Raw genomic sequence first — 16,367 nt, forward strand, 5'->3', positions numbered from 1 at the left:
TATAGTAGTTTTATTAAACGCTAGTAATCATGCTCGATAAGAGGCCAATGATGACTAAGGTACTAGCTCAAAGGTAGCTTGCTTATCCGTTGCATAAGTATCTAAAGCAACCGTTTCTTGATTGAGCATCAAGCTAACATTATCGATATTATCAATTTGTACACTAAATGGTGGCACGCCTGTTAGGTCATAGTCACCTGCCGTCTGTGAACCACTGATGAGACTATTACCCGATGCATCCGTGATGCTAACCACAGCATCATCGGTCAACTTCACGTTTAAAAAAGCCGTATCTGCACTGGCAGCACCTAAATTCAACGCAGAGCCAGACGCACCGATATCACTTGCATCATTGCTAATCGCAGCCCCTTGCGCTTGCTCAATAGCAGATACATCTTCAACAGTAGAGACAGGCTCTTGGCTATTTTCTTTACTCGCATTACTCACCATACGGAATAAAAATACTGCCAAGATAATGAGTCCAATCACACCGATGATCAATAGCGGATTAAAACGAATACGATTGTGTGTATCGCGTTGCAGCGTGCCCATTGGTTGCAATGGTGTATCAGTATTATTGACCGATTTGGCTTTGAGTTCACTGGGGTAAGCGGCATCAAAGCTACTCGCGATTTTGGCTGAGTCTAGACCCAAGTATTTGGCATAATTAATAGCGAAGCCACGAGCAAATGCCGCTTGCGGTAATTCAGCAAAGTTTTCGCTCTCTAGTGCTTCTAGATGACGTTTTAAGATAAATAACTCGGCGGCTGCCTCTTCTAAACTGACTTGCTTCGTTTTACGGGCTTGCTGCAACGTGGCACCAAATGATCCCTGAGCGTTAGATTGAGTGTTTGATGATGGGGTGATCATTTCCATGGTGCCTCTGGATTGTTAAGCCAAATCTTAAGTTGTTTCGCTTCGTCGCTCAATGGATAAGCGGACAAAAGCTGCTGTGCCAATTGCTGGCGAGTTGTAATGTTGTTTTGTGCTGCCGCAAGTTTGATACCTTGTAGGAGCAATCTAGGACTGATGCCCTGCCCTTGTACCAATATCAAGGTCTCGTCATACAAGCGCTGAGCCTGCGGTACTCGCTGCTGCTCAAGCAATAAATCTACCAGCTCGATATGAGCAATAATACTATTGCGATTGCCATCTAGGGCCCGCAAAAACGCTTTAGCAGCGGCACTATTGTCACCCAACTGAAGGTAGGTACGCCCTAAATTCTCTAACGCACCGATACGGCCTTCGTAACCTAATGAGGCGCCTGCAATCTCAAACTGCTCTGCCGCCTCACGATAGCGCTTCATCTGTGATAAATAAACACCGTAATTATTGTGTGCTTGCACAAAGTCTTTATCCAGCGCGATGGCTTTTTTAAAGTATTGATCGGCTTTTGCAAGATTAATGCGGCTGCCTTCTTGCTGCAACAAAACGCCCATCATATCATAGGCTGGCGCGTAACGGCTATCAGCAGCAAAGGCTTTTTCGAGTTGCCGCTGCGCCGTATCGAGCTCATTTTTGCGGATATATTGTGCAGCAAGTGAGGTACGTACACGAGCAATTTCTTGCTGATCTAAGTTGCGGTCACCGCTGGGCCTCGTGGATGTCTGATAAGGCGCGATGCCTGACAAGTCATTGTTTGGTGTACTCTGACAGCCACTTAACAATAATCCTGCGAGTGCGGCAGCCAGTAATGCGCACTTCGGTGCAGTGATTCGGTTCGTCACCACACCTGCCTTTTTATAAAGGTTGAAAAATGGTTTTTGCTCTACCAACTGATAAGAATTTTTAGAAGTCATCATAGCCGCCATCATAAAACTGTGGTTCAATGCATTCGATCTTCGAGGCATCAGTTTAATAGATTTAGCCCCTATAAGTACAATTTAGTTGTGATTAATTGCTATGTTCTTCAATCTTTGTCGTTATTGATACATTTTCATTACCGTTGCGACAGATAAAAGACAGCTAAGCTTTTATGCCAAGCAGACAATTAGCGTGTCGTACAAGTAGATTATGAAACGCTTTCACGATCTTTGATGCTCTGCTGCCATGCTGCTGAACGTCTGGTACGGTCAGCTACTTGTCCAACCAACTGACCGCAGGCGGCATCAATATCATCACCGCGTGTTTGACGAATGGTGCAAACAAAGCCCGCTTCACTCAGTATATTACTAAACGCGTGAATGCGGTTGTTGCTTGACTTATCGTACGGCGCATGCGGGAACGGATTGAACGGAATAAGATTTATCTTACTTGGTAGCCCTTCTAATAGCGCGACCAACTGATGAGCATGCTCATTGCTATCATTGACGCCATCCAGCATCACATACTCAATCGTGACGTGCTTTTTATGACGCGGATTGACGTCATAGACGTAGTTTTTTGCAGCGGCAATCAGCTCATCTAACGGATATTTTTTATTAATAGGTACTAGCTCATTACGCAGCTCATCGTTTGGCGCGTGTAGCGAGATGGCTAGTGCCACATCGATGTCTTTGGCAAGCTGATACATTTTGGGGACGACACCTGACGTTGATAAGGTCACACGGCGCTTCGATAGTCCGTAAGCATGATCGCTGAGCATGATCTCCATCGAGCCAACCACCGGCTTATAGTTCAATAGCGGCTCGCCCATTCCCATCATGACAACATTGGTGACATTATTTTCCCATAGGCTATGATCCACGTTTTCTAAGCTTTCATCTTCGTCCGTCATATATGAAGCATTAGCCACCCACAGCTGTCCAATAATCTCAGCGGCACTCAAATCACGCTCAAACCCTTGCTTGCCCGTACTACAGAAACTACAATCGAGTGCGCAGCCAACTTGCGAAGACACACATAACGTTTTGCGACCGTTTAGTTTACTATCATCAGCCGGAATCAATACGGTCTCGACTAATGAGCCGCCTGTCACTTCAAACACCCATTTACGCGTGCCATCATCGCTGTATTGACGATGAATAACCTTGGGCGGGACCACACAAGCATTGAGCGACAATTTATCGCGCAGTGATTTACTTAAGTTGGTCATCTTCTCAAAGTCCGTCACCCCATGCTGATAAATCCATTTGATGACTTGAGTCGCACGAAATGGCTTTTCACCGATACTTTTGAAGTAATCAGACAGCTGTGCTTGTGTCATGCCCAACAGATTGGTTTTGGCATACGCCTCGTCTACTAGCTTAATACTATCAGTAAGCTTGGTAGGTACGTGCTGGATTGGTGCTTGAACAGTTGACATAATAGGTAACCTTTTTGCATACGCTTAAATAAGCGCGGCAATTATTGAGATGAGCGTTGCCGTACATACGTATGGCAGGAATGCATGAGCAATCCGTTATGAGCGCAGTTTTGGTATATTGAGTAAAAACATGCTGATAAAGGATTGATAACGCTAGTTAAAAATAATAATGAGGGAAACGTCGGACAATTTCAATATAGAGTGCGCTATTATAATCGAAGTTACCCATTGGCAAATAGCGAAAACGATTTATAGCGAAAACGGCCTATACCCATAAGATATAAGCCGTCTTGCAAAAGCAATTATTAACAATCAATATGCTAATAATCGCTGCTATTAATAACTATTGTTATTAACGCTTACGTGCACAAACTTCATCATCGCTGAAGAAGTAGCTGATTTCACGTGCTGCTGATTCAGCTGAATCTGAGCCATGTACCGCGTTTTCATCGATGCTGCTCGCGAAGTCAGCACGGATAGTGCCTTCAGCGGCTTCTTTTGGGTTGGTCGCGCCCATGATTTCACGATGTTTAGCGATCGCGTTTTCGCCTTCTAGTACTGATACCAATACTGGACCTGACATCATGAACGATTTTAGATCATTGTAGAATGGACGCTCAGCGTGCTCAGCGTAGAAACCACCTGCTTTTTCATCATCAAGTTGTAGCATTTTAGCGGCAACGATTTTTAGACCCGCGTCTTCAAAGCGGCTATAGATAGCGCCGATGTGGTTGCCAGCAACTGCGTCAGGTTTGATGATAGATAAAGTACGTTCGTTAGCCATGAAAAGCTCCTAATAAATGATAAATTCAATAAAAAATGAAATGGTTAGTACCTTGTTTTGTCTTTGGCCGCAATGTTGGATTTGGACTGATTTGACTAACTCATGATTCATCAAATCAAAAACCTGAACGCCAACATAGGATTGCTGCCTATTATAATGATTAAGACTATAAATGATAGGGGTAATTTATGACTATAACTTGTATAGAAGAAAATTCATTATCTATTAGTCGTTGATAATGCTATCAGTTATAACAAAAGCAAAAACCCCAATGCTTAGCACTGAGGTTTTGTTATTGATACTACAGCCTACTGCATCACAGTAGCGCTAAAAACTACGCATCGTATGGATCACGCAACACGATAGTCTCTTCACGATCAGGACCCGTTGAGATGATATCAACTGGGCAACCGATCAAATCTTCGATACGCTTGATGTATTTTTTCGCGTTTTCTGGAAGCTCATCATAGTTAGTGATACCGACGGTTGACTCACTCCAGCCTTGCATGGTTTCGTACTTAGGCGTTACTGACTCATAGAATTCAGCATCATGTGCGCCGGCACACTCAGTCTCAGGCAGGTTGTAGCCCACACCAATGAGCAATTCTTCAAGACCATCTAGTACGTCAAGCTTGGTCAAGCAAATACCTGACATAGAGTTCAGTACCACTGCACGGCGTAATGCCTCAGCATCAAACCAGCCACAGCGACGTGCACGACCAGTCGTCGCACCAAACTCGTGACCGACTTTGGCTAAGTGAGCACCAACATCATCGAACAATTCAGTTGGGAACGGACCACTACCAACACGCGTGGTATAAGCCTTGGTGATGCCCAATACATAATCTAAGTACAATGGACCGATACCTGTCCCCGTTGACACACCACCAGCGGTTACGCTTGAGCTGGTCACAAACGGATAAGTACCATGATCGATGTCAAGTAGTGTGCCTTGCGCACCTTCAAACATTAGGTTTTTGCCAGCCAGACGCAATTGGTTAAGGTCTTCGGTGACATCAGTAACCATGCCATTAATCTCATCGCGCCACTCTTGGCAAAGCTTGTACGTCTCATCAAAATCAATCGCGTCAACTTTATAATACTCAGTCAGCTGGAAGTTGTGGTATTCGATTAAGTTACGTAGTTTTTCTTCTAGATCTTCACGGAACAAGTCAGCAAGCTTGATAGCACGGCGTGCGACTTTGTCTTCGTAGGCAGGGCCGATACCGCGACCTGTTGTACCAATTTTGCCGCTACCGCGCTTGGCTTCACGAGCTTGGTCAAGGGCCACGTGATAAGGCATGATAAGTGGGCAGTTGGGAGAGATACGTAGACGCTCACGTACTGGTACATTGTTGGCCTCTAGCTCTTTCATCTCTTTGAGCAATGCATCAGGCGCTAACACCACGCCATTACCGATAAAGCAAGTAACGCCTTCACGCAAGATACCTGATGGAATCAAATGCAAGACCGTGGTTTTGCCATCGACAACCAACGTGTGACCAGCATTATGACCGCCTTGGAAGCGAGCTACTGCTGAGGCTTTTTCGGTAAGTAAATCAACGATTTTACCCTTACCTTCGTCGCCCCATTGGCTACCCAAGACTACAACATTCTTACCCATGATCAATCCTTACCTTTATGTATTGAGGTGTGTGCAATAACAGTTGAAAAACTAAAATGATTTTATCGACTGTATCTTTTTATCTAACGAACAACATAGCGTTTTAATAACTGGTGCTTGATGCGCGTGTGTTTCACAAATGACTCATTAAACCGTTTGTAGCTGCCACTGATTGTCAGCAAAACTTAAGCGATGCGTCACATCATTTGGGCTGTCCTGTGCGTCTAATGGCATGGTAACGCGATAGCCTTGCTGACGTAGACTCTCAACTTGTTGTAAGAGTGTCTGCATCTCATCTTCATTGGCATTGTTTATAGCAGCAAAATCAACTAGTACTGTGGTTGGTGCATCAAGCTGCGTATGCGCCAGCAAGCGACTAACATCCATACTAAAGCCTGTGGCAGCACGAAGTGTTTGCGTCTGACTTTGCATACCGTCAAAACGTCCGCCGCGTACTAGCGGCTGCGTTTCACTATTAATATAACCGTTGAACACGATACCTGTATGATAGTGGTAGCCTGATAACTCTGTCACATCGATACTGACTGGGCACTGCCAGTGATTTTCTAAATAAGATTTGAGGCGTTGTAACTCATCGACAGCGGCCGCGATTTGATCGTCTTGCTGAGCTGCGTCTGACAATTTAGATAATAAGTTTGCAATATCGTGACCAAAGCGTGCCAACACATAAAAATCATCGCCCATCGGCAAGTCTCGGCAGACGCGCTTTAGTTCTGGTAGGTTTTTATTGGCGTACAAGTACATCAATTGCTCAGTGGCGCTGTCTGGCAACTCAGCCAATTCGGCTAAACGCTTAAATATCGCTACATGACCCAAATCGATATGGAGCGCTGCACTTATATTGAGTTTATTTACCATGGTAAACAACACATCGATCAACTCAATATCTGCTGCCAGTGATGCACAGCCAAATATCTCAGCACCTAGCTGCAATGGTGTGCGTGAGCCAAACAATCCTGATGGCAGGGTATGAATCACATCACCGACATAGCAATAACGAGCGATCCCCGTACCGCCATGATGCGCATCAATACGCAAGATCTGCGGAGTAATATCAGCACGCACGCCCATTAGACGGCCCGTCAACTGATCGATAATCTTAAAGGTTTGACGTTTCAGATCTTCTGATGCATCACTCAGCAAAGATTCAGTAAACTCAATCATCGGCGGACAAACCAGCTGATAACCATGAGTGATAAGCTGCTCAATCAGTTGATGTCTAAGCACTTCTTGCTTATGGGCATCTTCAAACAGGACATCGACCACCCCATCAGGCAACAGCCAGCTATTGGCAACATCGCTGCCAAAGTTACTCAAGTACGGCATGCTATTAGAGGCAGCGCTGCTTTTTGCAGACTGAGTCGTTTCATTTGGAGGGTTTTGCTGGGCAGATTTTGCAGAATCAGAACTAACAGACACAATAAATCCTTGTTTGGCGTATCGCTTACCAAAAACGCGGTACTGAGGCGGTACTCAAAGGTTGTTTTACCAAGTATTGACGCCGAGTGTTTTTATTTTTAACGCGCAACATCATTGACCCAATTATTTATAAACAAACCAGGTAACTTTAAGAGGGTGAGTAATAAGTATAATTTGGAATGATAAGACGAGTATCTTTATGCGCTAAAAAATTGCGACAAATAATCAAGGCACTTTATGCTTTAGTTTAGCATAGCACTCAAGGTTCGCCTAGTGACAATTAGCCACAATCCGCATCTAATTACCGTCTAAGCGCTTCTCATTAGTACGGTAGAGGTAGCCGTTGACACTCATATATTCAGCTCGGCGTTGACTGACCACAATAGCGTTTATTTTTTGTTATACATACACTGATGAGCATGATTACGGCAGCGTCATCAATACCGACTCATGGTACACTAACACATATTTTTATCTCGGAAGCCTTATGTCATCTGATTACCACCCAAACCCTGCCATCAACCAAACCAATGTCTTAGGCACAGCGCTTGCCAGCTGTTGCTTCGACCCTATCACTGGCTATTATCGCAATGGCTTTTGTCATACGGGCAACCATGATGTTGGTCAACATACCGTCTGTGCCAAGATGACCAGCGAGTTTTTAAACTTCTCAGCCAGTCGTGGCAATGACCTTATCACCCCGCTACCTGAATATAACTTTGCCGGTCTCAAACCTGGTGATTACTGGTGTATCTGCGCCCTGCGTTGGGTCGAAGCACTAGATTTTGACATTGCCCCGCAGATAAAACTAGAAGCTTGCCACGAGAGCCTATTGGCATTGGTAGATATCGACACGCTAAAAAGCTATGCATTGTAAAAGGTTGTTCATAGATAGTGCGATCAAATGATAATGGCTTTGCTTAAGACAAGTTTTGATTCTTGCAGCTGTTTATTATATGACAGGAGGGTGTGTGGAAAACGACAACAACCAATTAATCAAAAAAACGGCTCACATTGCACCTGACTCTAATATGAGCCACATTTATGCCAATATGAATGACAGGCATCTCTACCTAGATGACGATGACAGCTATATCTACGGCGATGCTGAAGCCACGACTCAGGATACCATCGAGACCATGACGGTCTACGATCCTGACTCTGAGCGTTATGAAGATATTGATTCATCAAGTAAAGATGAGGTGGTTAATTGCTATGCGTATTCGCGAAAAACAGGCGAAAATCTAGATAAAGTGGCACTTACCGATGTGAGCCGTGCGCTGAGTAATAACGGTCAGTTTATTTGGCTCGGTCTTTACGACCCAAGCCTAGAAACCATGGTAAAAGTCAAAGACGCTTTTGATCTGCATGAGTTGGCGGTTGAAGATGCGTTTGCCGATCACCAGCGTGCCAAGGTAGAGAACTACGACAACGATATGGTCTTTGTCGTGATACGTACCGCCAAGCTCGAAGACAATGTCATTCGTTATGGTACGACTGCGATATTTATGGGCAAAAACTACCTGATTACGATTCGTAATGGTCCGTCAAACTCCTATGCGCCTGTACGCGAGCACTGTCATCGTCGCCCAGAAAAGCTACGCATGGGGCCCATATTTGTACTCCATGCCATCCTCGATTTTATCGTTGATAACTATATGCCGATCACCGATCGATTGGGACGATATTTGCGTGAGCAAGAGCGTTATGTTTTCACCTATGAATTTGATAAAGGCACATTAAAAAATCTGTACCAGCTCAAATCACAGCTGGTACATATGCGTGCCATTATCTTACCTGTGCAAGATATCTGTAGCTTTTTTATCAATCATAAAAAGAGCGAGATAGTCTCAGGGTTTTCTCAAGCAGCCAAGCCATATTTCCGTGATGTCAATGATCACCTTTTGCACTCATTGGATGCCATTAACGGTCTAAATGAGATGCTAAGTGTGGTCATGAACACTTATATGGCCATGGTCAATATGGGACAGAACGAAGTCGTTCGTAAACTTGCCGCCTGGGCGGGTATCCTTGCCGTCCCAACCGCTATCGCTGGTATTTACGGTATGAACTTTGATTTTATGCCCGAGCTGCATTGGAAACACGCTTACTTCATTATTATGATAATCATCATCGCTCTTTGTAGCTTCTTGTATTACAACTTTAAGCGACTCAAATGGCTGTGATAACTCATTCATACACAAAAAAGGGCTACCACTGGTAGCCCTTTTTTATGCTGATCGTCAATCATTATTCGCGGCGGTGCTTGGTATGGCTGTCTGGTGCTTGCGCATTATCAGGCAGCATAGCCTTGACCGTTAAATTTGCATACTGCTTATCAAGATTGTCTTCTGGGCGACCAAATGTTTTTGCCGTCCAAGTCAATATGACAATAGCACCACTCAATAGCATGATTGCCACAGAGATCGTTGCCAATAGCCATAGATGAAAATAATCTGACACTGCCTGCACATCAACGACCAGGTGTCGCGACAATGCGGTGATGGCGATAAATATCAAAAACTGTACGGGCAATCGATGGGTTTTAAAATAAATCCCTATCATAGCGAGTAGCTCAAGATAAATGAACAGCATCAAAATATCTTTTAGATCCGCTGAGCCTTTTTGGACAATATAGATAAACTCTTTACCTGCCGTCCAGACCACCACCACACTGATTAAAAATAAAATAACGTAATGACAGACATCGACAAACTCTCTACCAATACCTTGTAGTCGCTCATGAATACCTACGTCTTTTTTAGCCATTTTTAGATCCTATCAACGAAGAGGTGGTTGATTTGCCTGACTCTATCAATCAGGCCCCTTTATCTATCGGCAATCAGCACTCACATGGCTATTTTTTAGCTAATATCCAAGCCTGCTGATTTTTCAGCGGCTTCTACCGTCTGGCGAATGAGAGTATTAATCGTCATCGGGCCGACACCGCCTGGCACAGGTGTATACGCGCTAGCAATGTTTTCCATGCCTTGCATTTCGATATCGCCAACACCGCCGTTATCCGTTGGATGAAAACCAGCATCAACAACTACCGCACCTTTTTTGATCCAAGCGGCTTTGATCAGCTCAGGCACACCTACAGCACCAACTACAATATCGGCGCGCTTAATATGAGACTCTAAGTCTTGCGTTCTTGAATGACAGATAGTCACCGTACAGTTCGCATTCAATAGCATCATCGCCATTGGTTTACCCAAAATGGCGCTACGGCCGACTACGACCGCCTCTTTACCCGAAAGCTCAATATTGTAATGCTCTAATAGGTGCATAATGCCCTGCGGCGTGCAAGAGCCATAAGCGGGCTGCTGCATCGCCATACGACCAAAGCCAAGACACGTCACGCCATCGACGTCTTTTGCCAAGTCAATTTGCTCAAAGCAAGCACGCTCATCGATATGCTCAGGGACTGGATGCTGTAGCAAAATGCCGTGTACGTCTGGATTGCTGTTTAGCTCATCTATCTTTGCCATGAGCTGCTCAGTGGTCGTGGCACTCGGCATCTCAACACGTATAGAGTCCATGCCAACACGCTTGCAAGCGTTGCCTTTCATACGGACATAAGTGGCAGAGGCTGGATCATCACCAACCAATATCGTCGCTAAGCTTGGGGTGCGCCCCGTTTTATCTTTGATCGCATCCACGCGCGTGCGTAGATCCTGTTCTATTTGTTTGGCAAGTGCTTTGCCGTCCAAAACGGTGGCGGACTCTTGGGCAATAGACATAGTAACTCCAATAGAGGATACGATATAAAAAAATAAAGACAGCGCGTGCAAGTACTTTGCATGCCTGTCTTTTGCTTCGTCAACCTTTGACTGATAATAATATTGTACCTGTGTACGCTGCAAAATCCTAGCGTGTATTGGGATACAATAAAAAAATGGCCTCCTATCATCTAGCAGACCATTTAACTCTCATGTATTCACGTTATTTATTAGCCGCTATAGGCTTGGGCTAATAAGTCTGAAACTCTAGCCCAACGCCTGCTCCAATATCACTTGACTGAGTATCAGAGTCTACGCCCCATAAGCGAGATGTCACTAAAGTTTTTGGATTCAACTGATGCGCCCATGATATGTCAATAGCGGTCAGTTTATCTTTCATTGGAAATGCTTGGTTATCAGACTTTCCAGTGCGACGATCCAACTCTCCTGACTGATTAACCTTAGCATATTGCAGTTTTGTATTAACAAAGTTTCGACTATCTAGCCATAGCTTGCCACCTACTGATATGCTCTCTGCATCGCCGCCCAAAGAATACCCGAGTGGATAGCCTTGCTGGTAGTACCCATCCGTATATGTACTATGGTCATAGGATACGCCTCGGACTTTACCACTAGTACGTGTGTCTGCATACTCTGTATACAATTGATATGGCATACCATAAGCTTCAGAAGCGTAGTCTGCACCCGCCAAATACATGTTTTTAGCAGGCAAGCCGCCCGCTTCATCTTCACCAATATATTGACCGTAGATACTCGCAGGAATATTGATCAGTGGGGCAAGCTGCACCTTAGCATCAAAACCACCTAATTGGTTAGCAGGGTCTTCACCAATCGTCGAACCATTGTCACCATTATCTTTAGTGCCTAAAATAGCATCACCAAAGGAGCTAAAACTCTCTGGACGACCTTCCCCGCCCCACATAAAGGTTCGAGACGCACCAACTTCTAGCCATGGTAAAGGACTGGCCGTCAGACGAGCACCAAATAGCTTAGCATCTGGTACGGCATCATAATCTTCAAGTTGACCTGCAAATAATTGATACTGCCATGGACCAACCCATGAAAGATAAGGCGATGTTGGTGCATTTTGCTCATCACGTTGCATGGTGATACCTGCAACAGGACGACTGGCATCGCCACGAATCAAACTGCCGTCAGTACCAGGGCCCCACCATGTCGGGATCTGACCGGCAATCAACCATTGATTGGCAGCAGAGCCAGCAATATATGAGCCTTCAAAACTCAAGTCATTACTGTCTTCGAGCAAACTGTCGTTTTTTAGATTGGCTTGAAGTTTCATTTCCCAATTTTCTTCACTCAAACTGAGCGCTGCTGAAACCTCTTGCCCTGCTAAATGATCATCAGCAAAAGTTTGCGGCAACTGCTGACGATCGGTCTGTACATAAGCGTCTACTTCAGCCTTCACCAAGGAGTTGGGGTTTTTAGCAAGTGTGGCACGGACTGACTGTAGTACTTTTTGCTGCGCGTCAGTACTCACCTGAGCCGTGGTGATTGCTTTTGTAATTTCATTAGCAGTTAAAGGCCATGTACTGGTACTAATGTGAGTGACGCCTTGCGCATTTAACCATTCTAGCTCTGACTTGAGCTTCATATCATTCATATACAAATTCTGTGCTGAGGCCAGCATGGATATCATACCCAGCCCTACTAACACACTCAGCTGCTTGTACTTTCTTTGTTTAGACATAATTATCTACTCTTTATAAAGTGTACTTATCCAGAATAGATAAGTTTTAATGAATCATTATTTATTTAGCATCCGCATCGATACGGGCAAGAACTTTGTCTAAAGCCTGAACCGTTTGCGTAATCTCTGCCTCTGTCAAGGTCGGATGCACCAAAAACATCAAACTGGTTTCACCCAATTGTTTGGCTATTGGCAGCCTGATTTCTGGACGCAGACCTGTATCATCAAAGGCTTTTTCTAAATACACTTCCGACGCCGAGCCTGAAAAGCACGGCACGCCTTGCTCATTAATCGCTGCAATAATAGCATCTCGTGTCCAGCCTTCAGGGAGATTTTCAGGCTTTACATAAACATAAAGCTTATAGTAAGCGTGTTTGGCATCAGCAAAATCGGCGCTGTTTTCTAGGCGGGGTACAGACAAATAGCCTTTTTCTGCCCAACGTGCGCAGGCATCCAAAATTGCCTGTGCGTTTTGCGTGCGCTTTTGTGTCCAATCGCTCATTCGCGTCAACTGAATACGCCCGATTGCTGATTGCATCTCAGGCATACGCCAGTTGGTACCAAAGCTTTCATGCAGCCAGCGATAGCCAGGTGGGTGCTCGGTTTCATAGACAGCGGCGTAGCTTTTGCCATGGTCTTTATACGCCCACATTTTGCGCCACAAGTTTTCATCATTGGTGGTGACCATGCCGCCTTCACCGCCTGTGGTCATGATTTTGTCTTGGCAAAAGCTCCATGCGCCTACGTGACCGATACTGCCGACACTGCGTCCTTTGTAGGTTGCGCCATGTGCCTGCGCGCAATCTTCGATGACGTATAAATTATGCGCGTCTGCCAATGCCATGATACCATCCATATCGCACGGCCAGCCAGCCAAATGCACGCAAATGACGGCTTTGGTCTTATCGGTCAATACGGCTTTGATGGTCTCAGGGGAGATATTGCCCGTGTCCGCCTCGACATCGGCAAACACAGGGGTCGCCCCTGCATTGACCACACAAGAGATACTGGCGATAAAAGTGCGCGGCGTGACAATCACTTCGTCACCTGCACCTATATCCAGCGCTTTTAATGCCACATCCAATGCCAGTGTGCCATTAGCAACGGCTACTGCGTATTGGCTGTCTGCCCACGCTGCAAATTCTTTTTCAAATTCGCGCCCTTCTTGCCCTGTCCAGTAGTTAACTTTATTAGACAATAAAACAGCACTGACCTTGTTCGCCTCTTCTTGAGTAAAGCTGGGCCATGGTGAGAAAGGAGTGTTTAGCATAAGGTTCTCAATTTTTTATAATAAGTCATAAGATTTATAGTGTGCTAGTTTTAGCAAATTATTTACTCAAAGGTCGTGCTGGATTACCTACTACTACGGCTCCGGCAGGTACGTCTTTAGTCACCACAGCACCCATGCCGACTATAGCGCCTTTACCAATGATCAAGGGTTTATCAGGTGTGCCTTGTTTGATGACTGCCCCCGTGCCGATATAGGCATGGTCGTGAATATGAATATTGCCATTGCAGCTGACCCGCGGGGCAAAAGTGACATAGTCGCCGATGACGCAGTCGTGCTCGACATAGCTGTATAAATTGGCATGAAAGCACTTACCAACCTGTACATTAGCGCCAATCGTCACAAAAGGACTGAGCGCCGCCCCATTACCCACTGTCACGGCGTCCATAATCAGTGTCGTGTCCGCCTGTACAGACCAAAGCGCTATACCATCAGCCGTCAGCTTATTGGTGATTGTCTCACGCACTTTACTGTTGGCGATAGCGATTAAAACCGCTTTTTCGCCACCTAACGCGATAAAGTCTTGATAGTTCATCGCAAGATAGCCATTAACCGTGGCAGGCTGATCCAAACCATCATCAATAAATACCAAATCTGCGGCGCTATCAGTGCGCATCACTGTCATTTTGGCAATGGGCATTAAGCTACGACCACATCCCGATGCGCCATAGACCGCATATACCTTATGCATGGCTCGGCTCGACTATACTGCTGCCAGTAAATTTCGGCATCGTGGCTTCACCTTCAGCGCTGATACCGTCCTTGATAACGACTTTTTTGACCGTTTTAATCAAGATTTTGATATCCAACCACAGCGATTGATTGTCTACATACCAAGTGTCAAGCGCAAACTTTTCATCCCAACCAATCGCATTGCGCCCATTGACCTGTGCGTAGCCTGTAATACCTGGACGCACTTGATGACGGCGTTTTTGCTCCTCATTATATAACGGCAGATACTCCATCAGTAAGGGACGCGGGCCAACCAAGCTCATATCGCCTTTAATCACGTTCCACAGCTCTGGCAGCTCATCTAAACTGCTGTCACGCAGACGCTTACCAAAATCTGTTAGGCGCTCGCTATCAGGCAGTACATTGCCTTCAGCATCCACAGCATCTTTCATAGAGCGAAATTTCAGCATCTCAAACGGCTTACCATCCAAACCTGGACGTACTTGACGAAACAAGACAGGCGAGCCTAGATTCTTTTTTACTTTATAAGCGGTCACCGCATAGACAGGGGCTAGGACCACGAGCGCGCTGGACGCTGCTGCAATATCAAACAGTCGTTTTATCAAATCATTCACCAAATAATGTAAAAGTTAACTTTTTAGTTAAGCTACCATACTCGTATGAGTTAACAGCTTCCGCATGACCATTTCTACCCATCTCAATACGTTGCTCAGGTGTCATATTGTACATTTCAAGTATTGCTTTTACTATTTGCTGTGCATTTTCTGGCTCTATTTGTATGCCTGCTTGTGCATCTGCCACTGGCGTATAAAGCCCTGAATCAATAGCATATATGATAGGCTTACCCGAATACAAATAGTCAAACAATTTATTAGGAGATACGCCAAATCTAAACAAAGGATCCTTTGTTAAACCTATGTAGCACACGTCAAATGTCTGCAACACGCTTTGCACTTGAGGTTTTGGAATAGCGTCTACGAAATATATATTTGTTAGACCCAGCTTAGTAACTTGTCTTTGTAATTCAGCTTTTAATTTTCCTTGTCCAACCAATGCAAATGCAATATCAGAATACTGCGTTAATTCACTGGCAGCACTAATTAATGAGTCTAATGCATTAGCGACACCAAAAGTACCTGCATAGCCAATCACAAACTTATCTTTAGGTAATTGCTCTATGGTACGGGCCTCTAAAGGTTCAGCATTCTCAACTTCTTCTTTTAGAAAACCATTCGGTATCCAAGTAAACTTATTAGTATTCATACCAAGCGATTGCATATGCTCATAAGAATTCTTCAAATTCGAAATGACGAAATCAGAGTTTTTATATGCGCGTTTTTCAATAGCCTGTAGTAACACAATAAAAGGATGCTTGACTGAATAACCTCCAAGCTCACACAATGTCAAAGGCCAAATATCTCGTACTTCAAAAGCGAGAGGCACATTTAGTTTCTTTGCTAATTTCTCTGCGCCTAAATAGCCAACTAAAGAGGGAGATGAATAAAGAATCACATCAGGCTTTGTTAAAACATCTTGTAATTTAGGCAGTTTCCAAGCGAAAGTAAACCAGTTCGCTATTCTTTTTTTGCTGTGGGCTTCAGGGTATTGAGCAACCTTTACCCACACGAAACTAAAGTTCTCTTGTACTTCTTCTATTTTAAAATCATCTGCGACGTATATAGGCTCTTTTAGAAAATGCGTGTAACTCGCCCCTATTAAATGAACGTTATAACCAAGACGTGCTAATGATTTAGCAAAATAATAATGACGTCCACCCTGCGCAGTCTCTGGCGTTGAGGTGTATTGATTGATAATCCAAATGGATTTACTCTTACTCATTATT

The 16,367-nt window shown here is 44.7% G+C and carries 15 protein-coding genes; 2 read left to right on the top strand and 13 right to left on the bottom strand.

Features of this window, described 5'->3' with window-relative positions; translation table 11 throughout:
• Positions 1 to 54: 54 nt before the first annotated feature.
• From GYK50_RS09215 to GYK50_RS09240, 6 genes are all read right to left on the bottom strand, one after another.
• Entirely contained in the window at positions 55 to 876 is an 822-nt protein-coding gene (locus tag GYK50_RS09215; RefSeq protein ID WP_320157875.1) for a helix-turn-helix domain-containing protein, read from the bottom strand.
• Positions 867 to 1,802: a type IV pilus biogenesis/stability protein PilW gene (gene pilW / locus GYK50_RS09220; protein WP_420070453.1), complete on the bottom strand. Its 936-nt coding sequence runs from the start codon at positions 1,800 to 1,802 to the stop codon at positions 867 to 869. The genes GYK50_RS09215 and pilW overlap by 10 nt, the downstream gene beginning before the upstream one ends.
• 209 nt (positions 1,803 to 2,011) lie before the next feature.
• On the bottom strand, positions 2,012 to 3,244 hold the full coding sequence (gene rlmN, locus GYK50_RS09225) for a dual-specificity RNA methyltransferase RlmN (RefSeq protein WP_212563756.1): 1,233 nt from the start codon (positions 3,242 to 3,244) through the stop codon (positions 2,012 to 2,014).
• Positions 3,245 to 3,596: 352 nt separating this feature from the next.
• The gene (gene ndk, locus GYK50_RS09230; RefSeq protein ID WP_212563757.1) at positions 3,597 to 4,028 is read right to left on the bottom strand and encodes a nucleoside-diphosphate kinase; all 432 of its coding nucleotides are present in this window, start codon (positions 4,026 to 4,028) and stop codon (positions 3,597 to 3,599) included.
• Between the two features lie 334 nt (positions 4,029 to 4,362).
• Entirely contained in the window at positions 4,363 to 5,652 is a 1,290-nt protein-coding gene (locus GYK50_RS09235) for an adenylosuccinate synthase (RefSeq protein WP_212563758.1), read from the bottom strand.
• A 147-nt stretch (positions 5,653 to 5,799) separates the two neighbouring features.
• Positions 5,800 to 7,092, bottom strand: a complete 1,293-nt coding sequence (locus tag GYK50_RS09240; RefSeq protein ID WP_212563759.1) for an ATP phosphoribosyltransferase regulatory subunit — start codon at positions 7,090 to 7,092, stop codon at positions 5,800 to 5,802.
• Between the two features lie 487 nt (positions 7,093 to 7,579).
• Here GYK50_RS09240 and GYK50_RS09245 point away from each other — a divergent pair, with 487 nt between their 5' ends.
• Positions 7,580 to 7,969 (top strand): DUF2237 family protein, encoded by a 390-nt coding sequence (locus GYK50_RS09245; RefSeq protein WP_058024362.1) that lies wholly within the window; start codon positions 7,580 to 7,582, stop codon positions 7,967 to 7,969.
• 154 nt (positions 7,970 to 8,123) lie between these two features.
• Entirely contained in the window at positions 8,124 to 9,278 is a 1,155-nt protein-coding gene (corA, locus tag GYK50_RS09250; RefSeq protein WP_379542909.1) for a magnesium/cobalt transporter CorA, read from the top strand.
• Between the two features lie 64 nt (positions 9,279 to 9,342).
• Here corA and GYK50_RS09255 read toward each other — a convergent pair whose 3' ends face one another.
• From GYK50_RS09255 to GYK50_RS09285, 7 genes are all read right to left on the bottom strand, one after another.
• Positions 9,343 to 9,861, bottom strand: a complete 519-nt coding sequence (locus tag GYK50_RS09255; protein WP_071003358.1) for a phosphate-starvation-inducible protein PsiE — start codon at positions 9,859 to 9,861, stop codon at positions 9,343 to 9,345.
• Positions 9,862 to 9,956: 95 nt separating this feature from the next.
• Positions 9,957 to 10,835 carry a bifunctional methylenetetrahydrofolate dehydrogenase/methenyltetrahydrofolate cyclohydrolase FolD gene (folD, locus tag GYK50_RS09260; protein WP_212563760.1) on the bottom strand — a complete coding sequence of 293 codons (879 nt, stop codon included), beginning with the start codon at positions 10,833 to 10,835 and terminating at the stop codon, positions 9,957 to 9,959.
• Positions 10,836 to 11,064: 229 nt separating this feature from the next.
• Positions 11,065 to 12,543: a capsule assembly Wzi family protein gene (locus GYK50_RS09265; protein ID WP_212563761.1), complete on the bottom strand. Its 1,479-nt coding sequence runs from the start codon at positions 12,541 to 12,543 to the stop codon at positions 11,065 to 11,067.
• A gap of 61 nt (positions 12,544 to 12,604) precedes the next feature.
• A complete protein-coding gene (locus GYK50_RS09270; protein WP_212563762.1) occupies positions 12,605 to 13,813 on the bottom strand; it encodes a DegT/DnrJ/EryC1/StrS family aminotransferase in 1,209 nt (402 codons plus the stop codon).
• Positions 13,814 to 13,871: 58 nt separating this feature from the next.
• Positions 13,872 to 14,522: a NeuD/PglB/VioB family sugar acetyltransferase gene (locus GYK50_RS09275; protein ID WP_212563763.1), complete on the bottom strand. Its 651-nt coding sequence runs from the start codon at positions 14,520 to 14,522 to the stop codon at positions 13,872 to 13,874.
• Positions 14,515 to 15,129: a sugar transferase gene (locus tag GYK50_RS09280; protein ID WP_420070454.1), complete on the bottom strand. Its 615-nt coding sequence runs from the start codon at positions 15,127 to 15,129 to the stop codon at positions 14,515 to 14,517. The genes GYK50_RS09275 and GYK50_RS09280 overlap by 8 nt, the downstream gene beginning before the upstream one ends.
• A gap of 1 nt (position 15,130) precedes the next feature.
• Positions 15,131 to 16,363: a glycosyltransferase family 4 protein gene (locus GYK50_RS09285; RefSeq protein ID WP_212563765.1), complete on the bottom strand. Its 1,233-nt coding sequence runs from the start codon at positions 16,361 to 16,363 to the stop codon at positions 15,131 to 15,133.
• Between the last annotated feature and the right edge of the window lie 4 nt (positions 16,364 to 16,367).

The sequence above is a fragment of the Psychrobacter pacificensis genome (assembly GCF_018336615.1).
Lineage (GTDB): Bacteria > Pseudomonadota > Gammaproteobacteria > Pseudomonadales > Moraxellaceae > Psychrobacter > Psychrobacter pacificensis.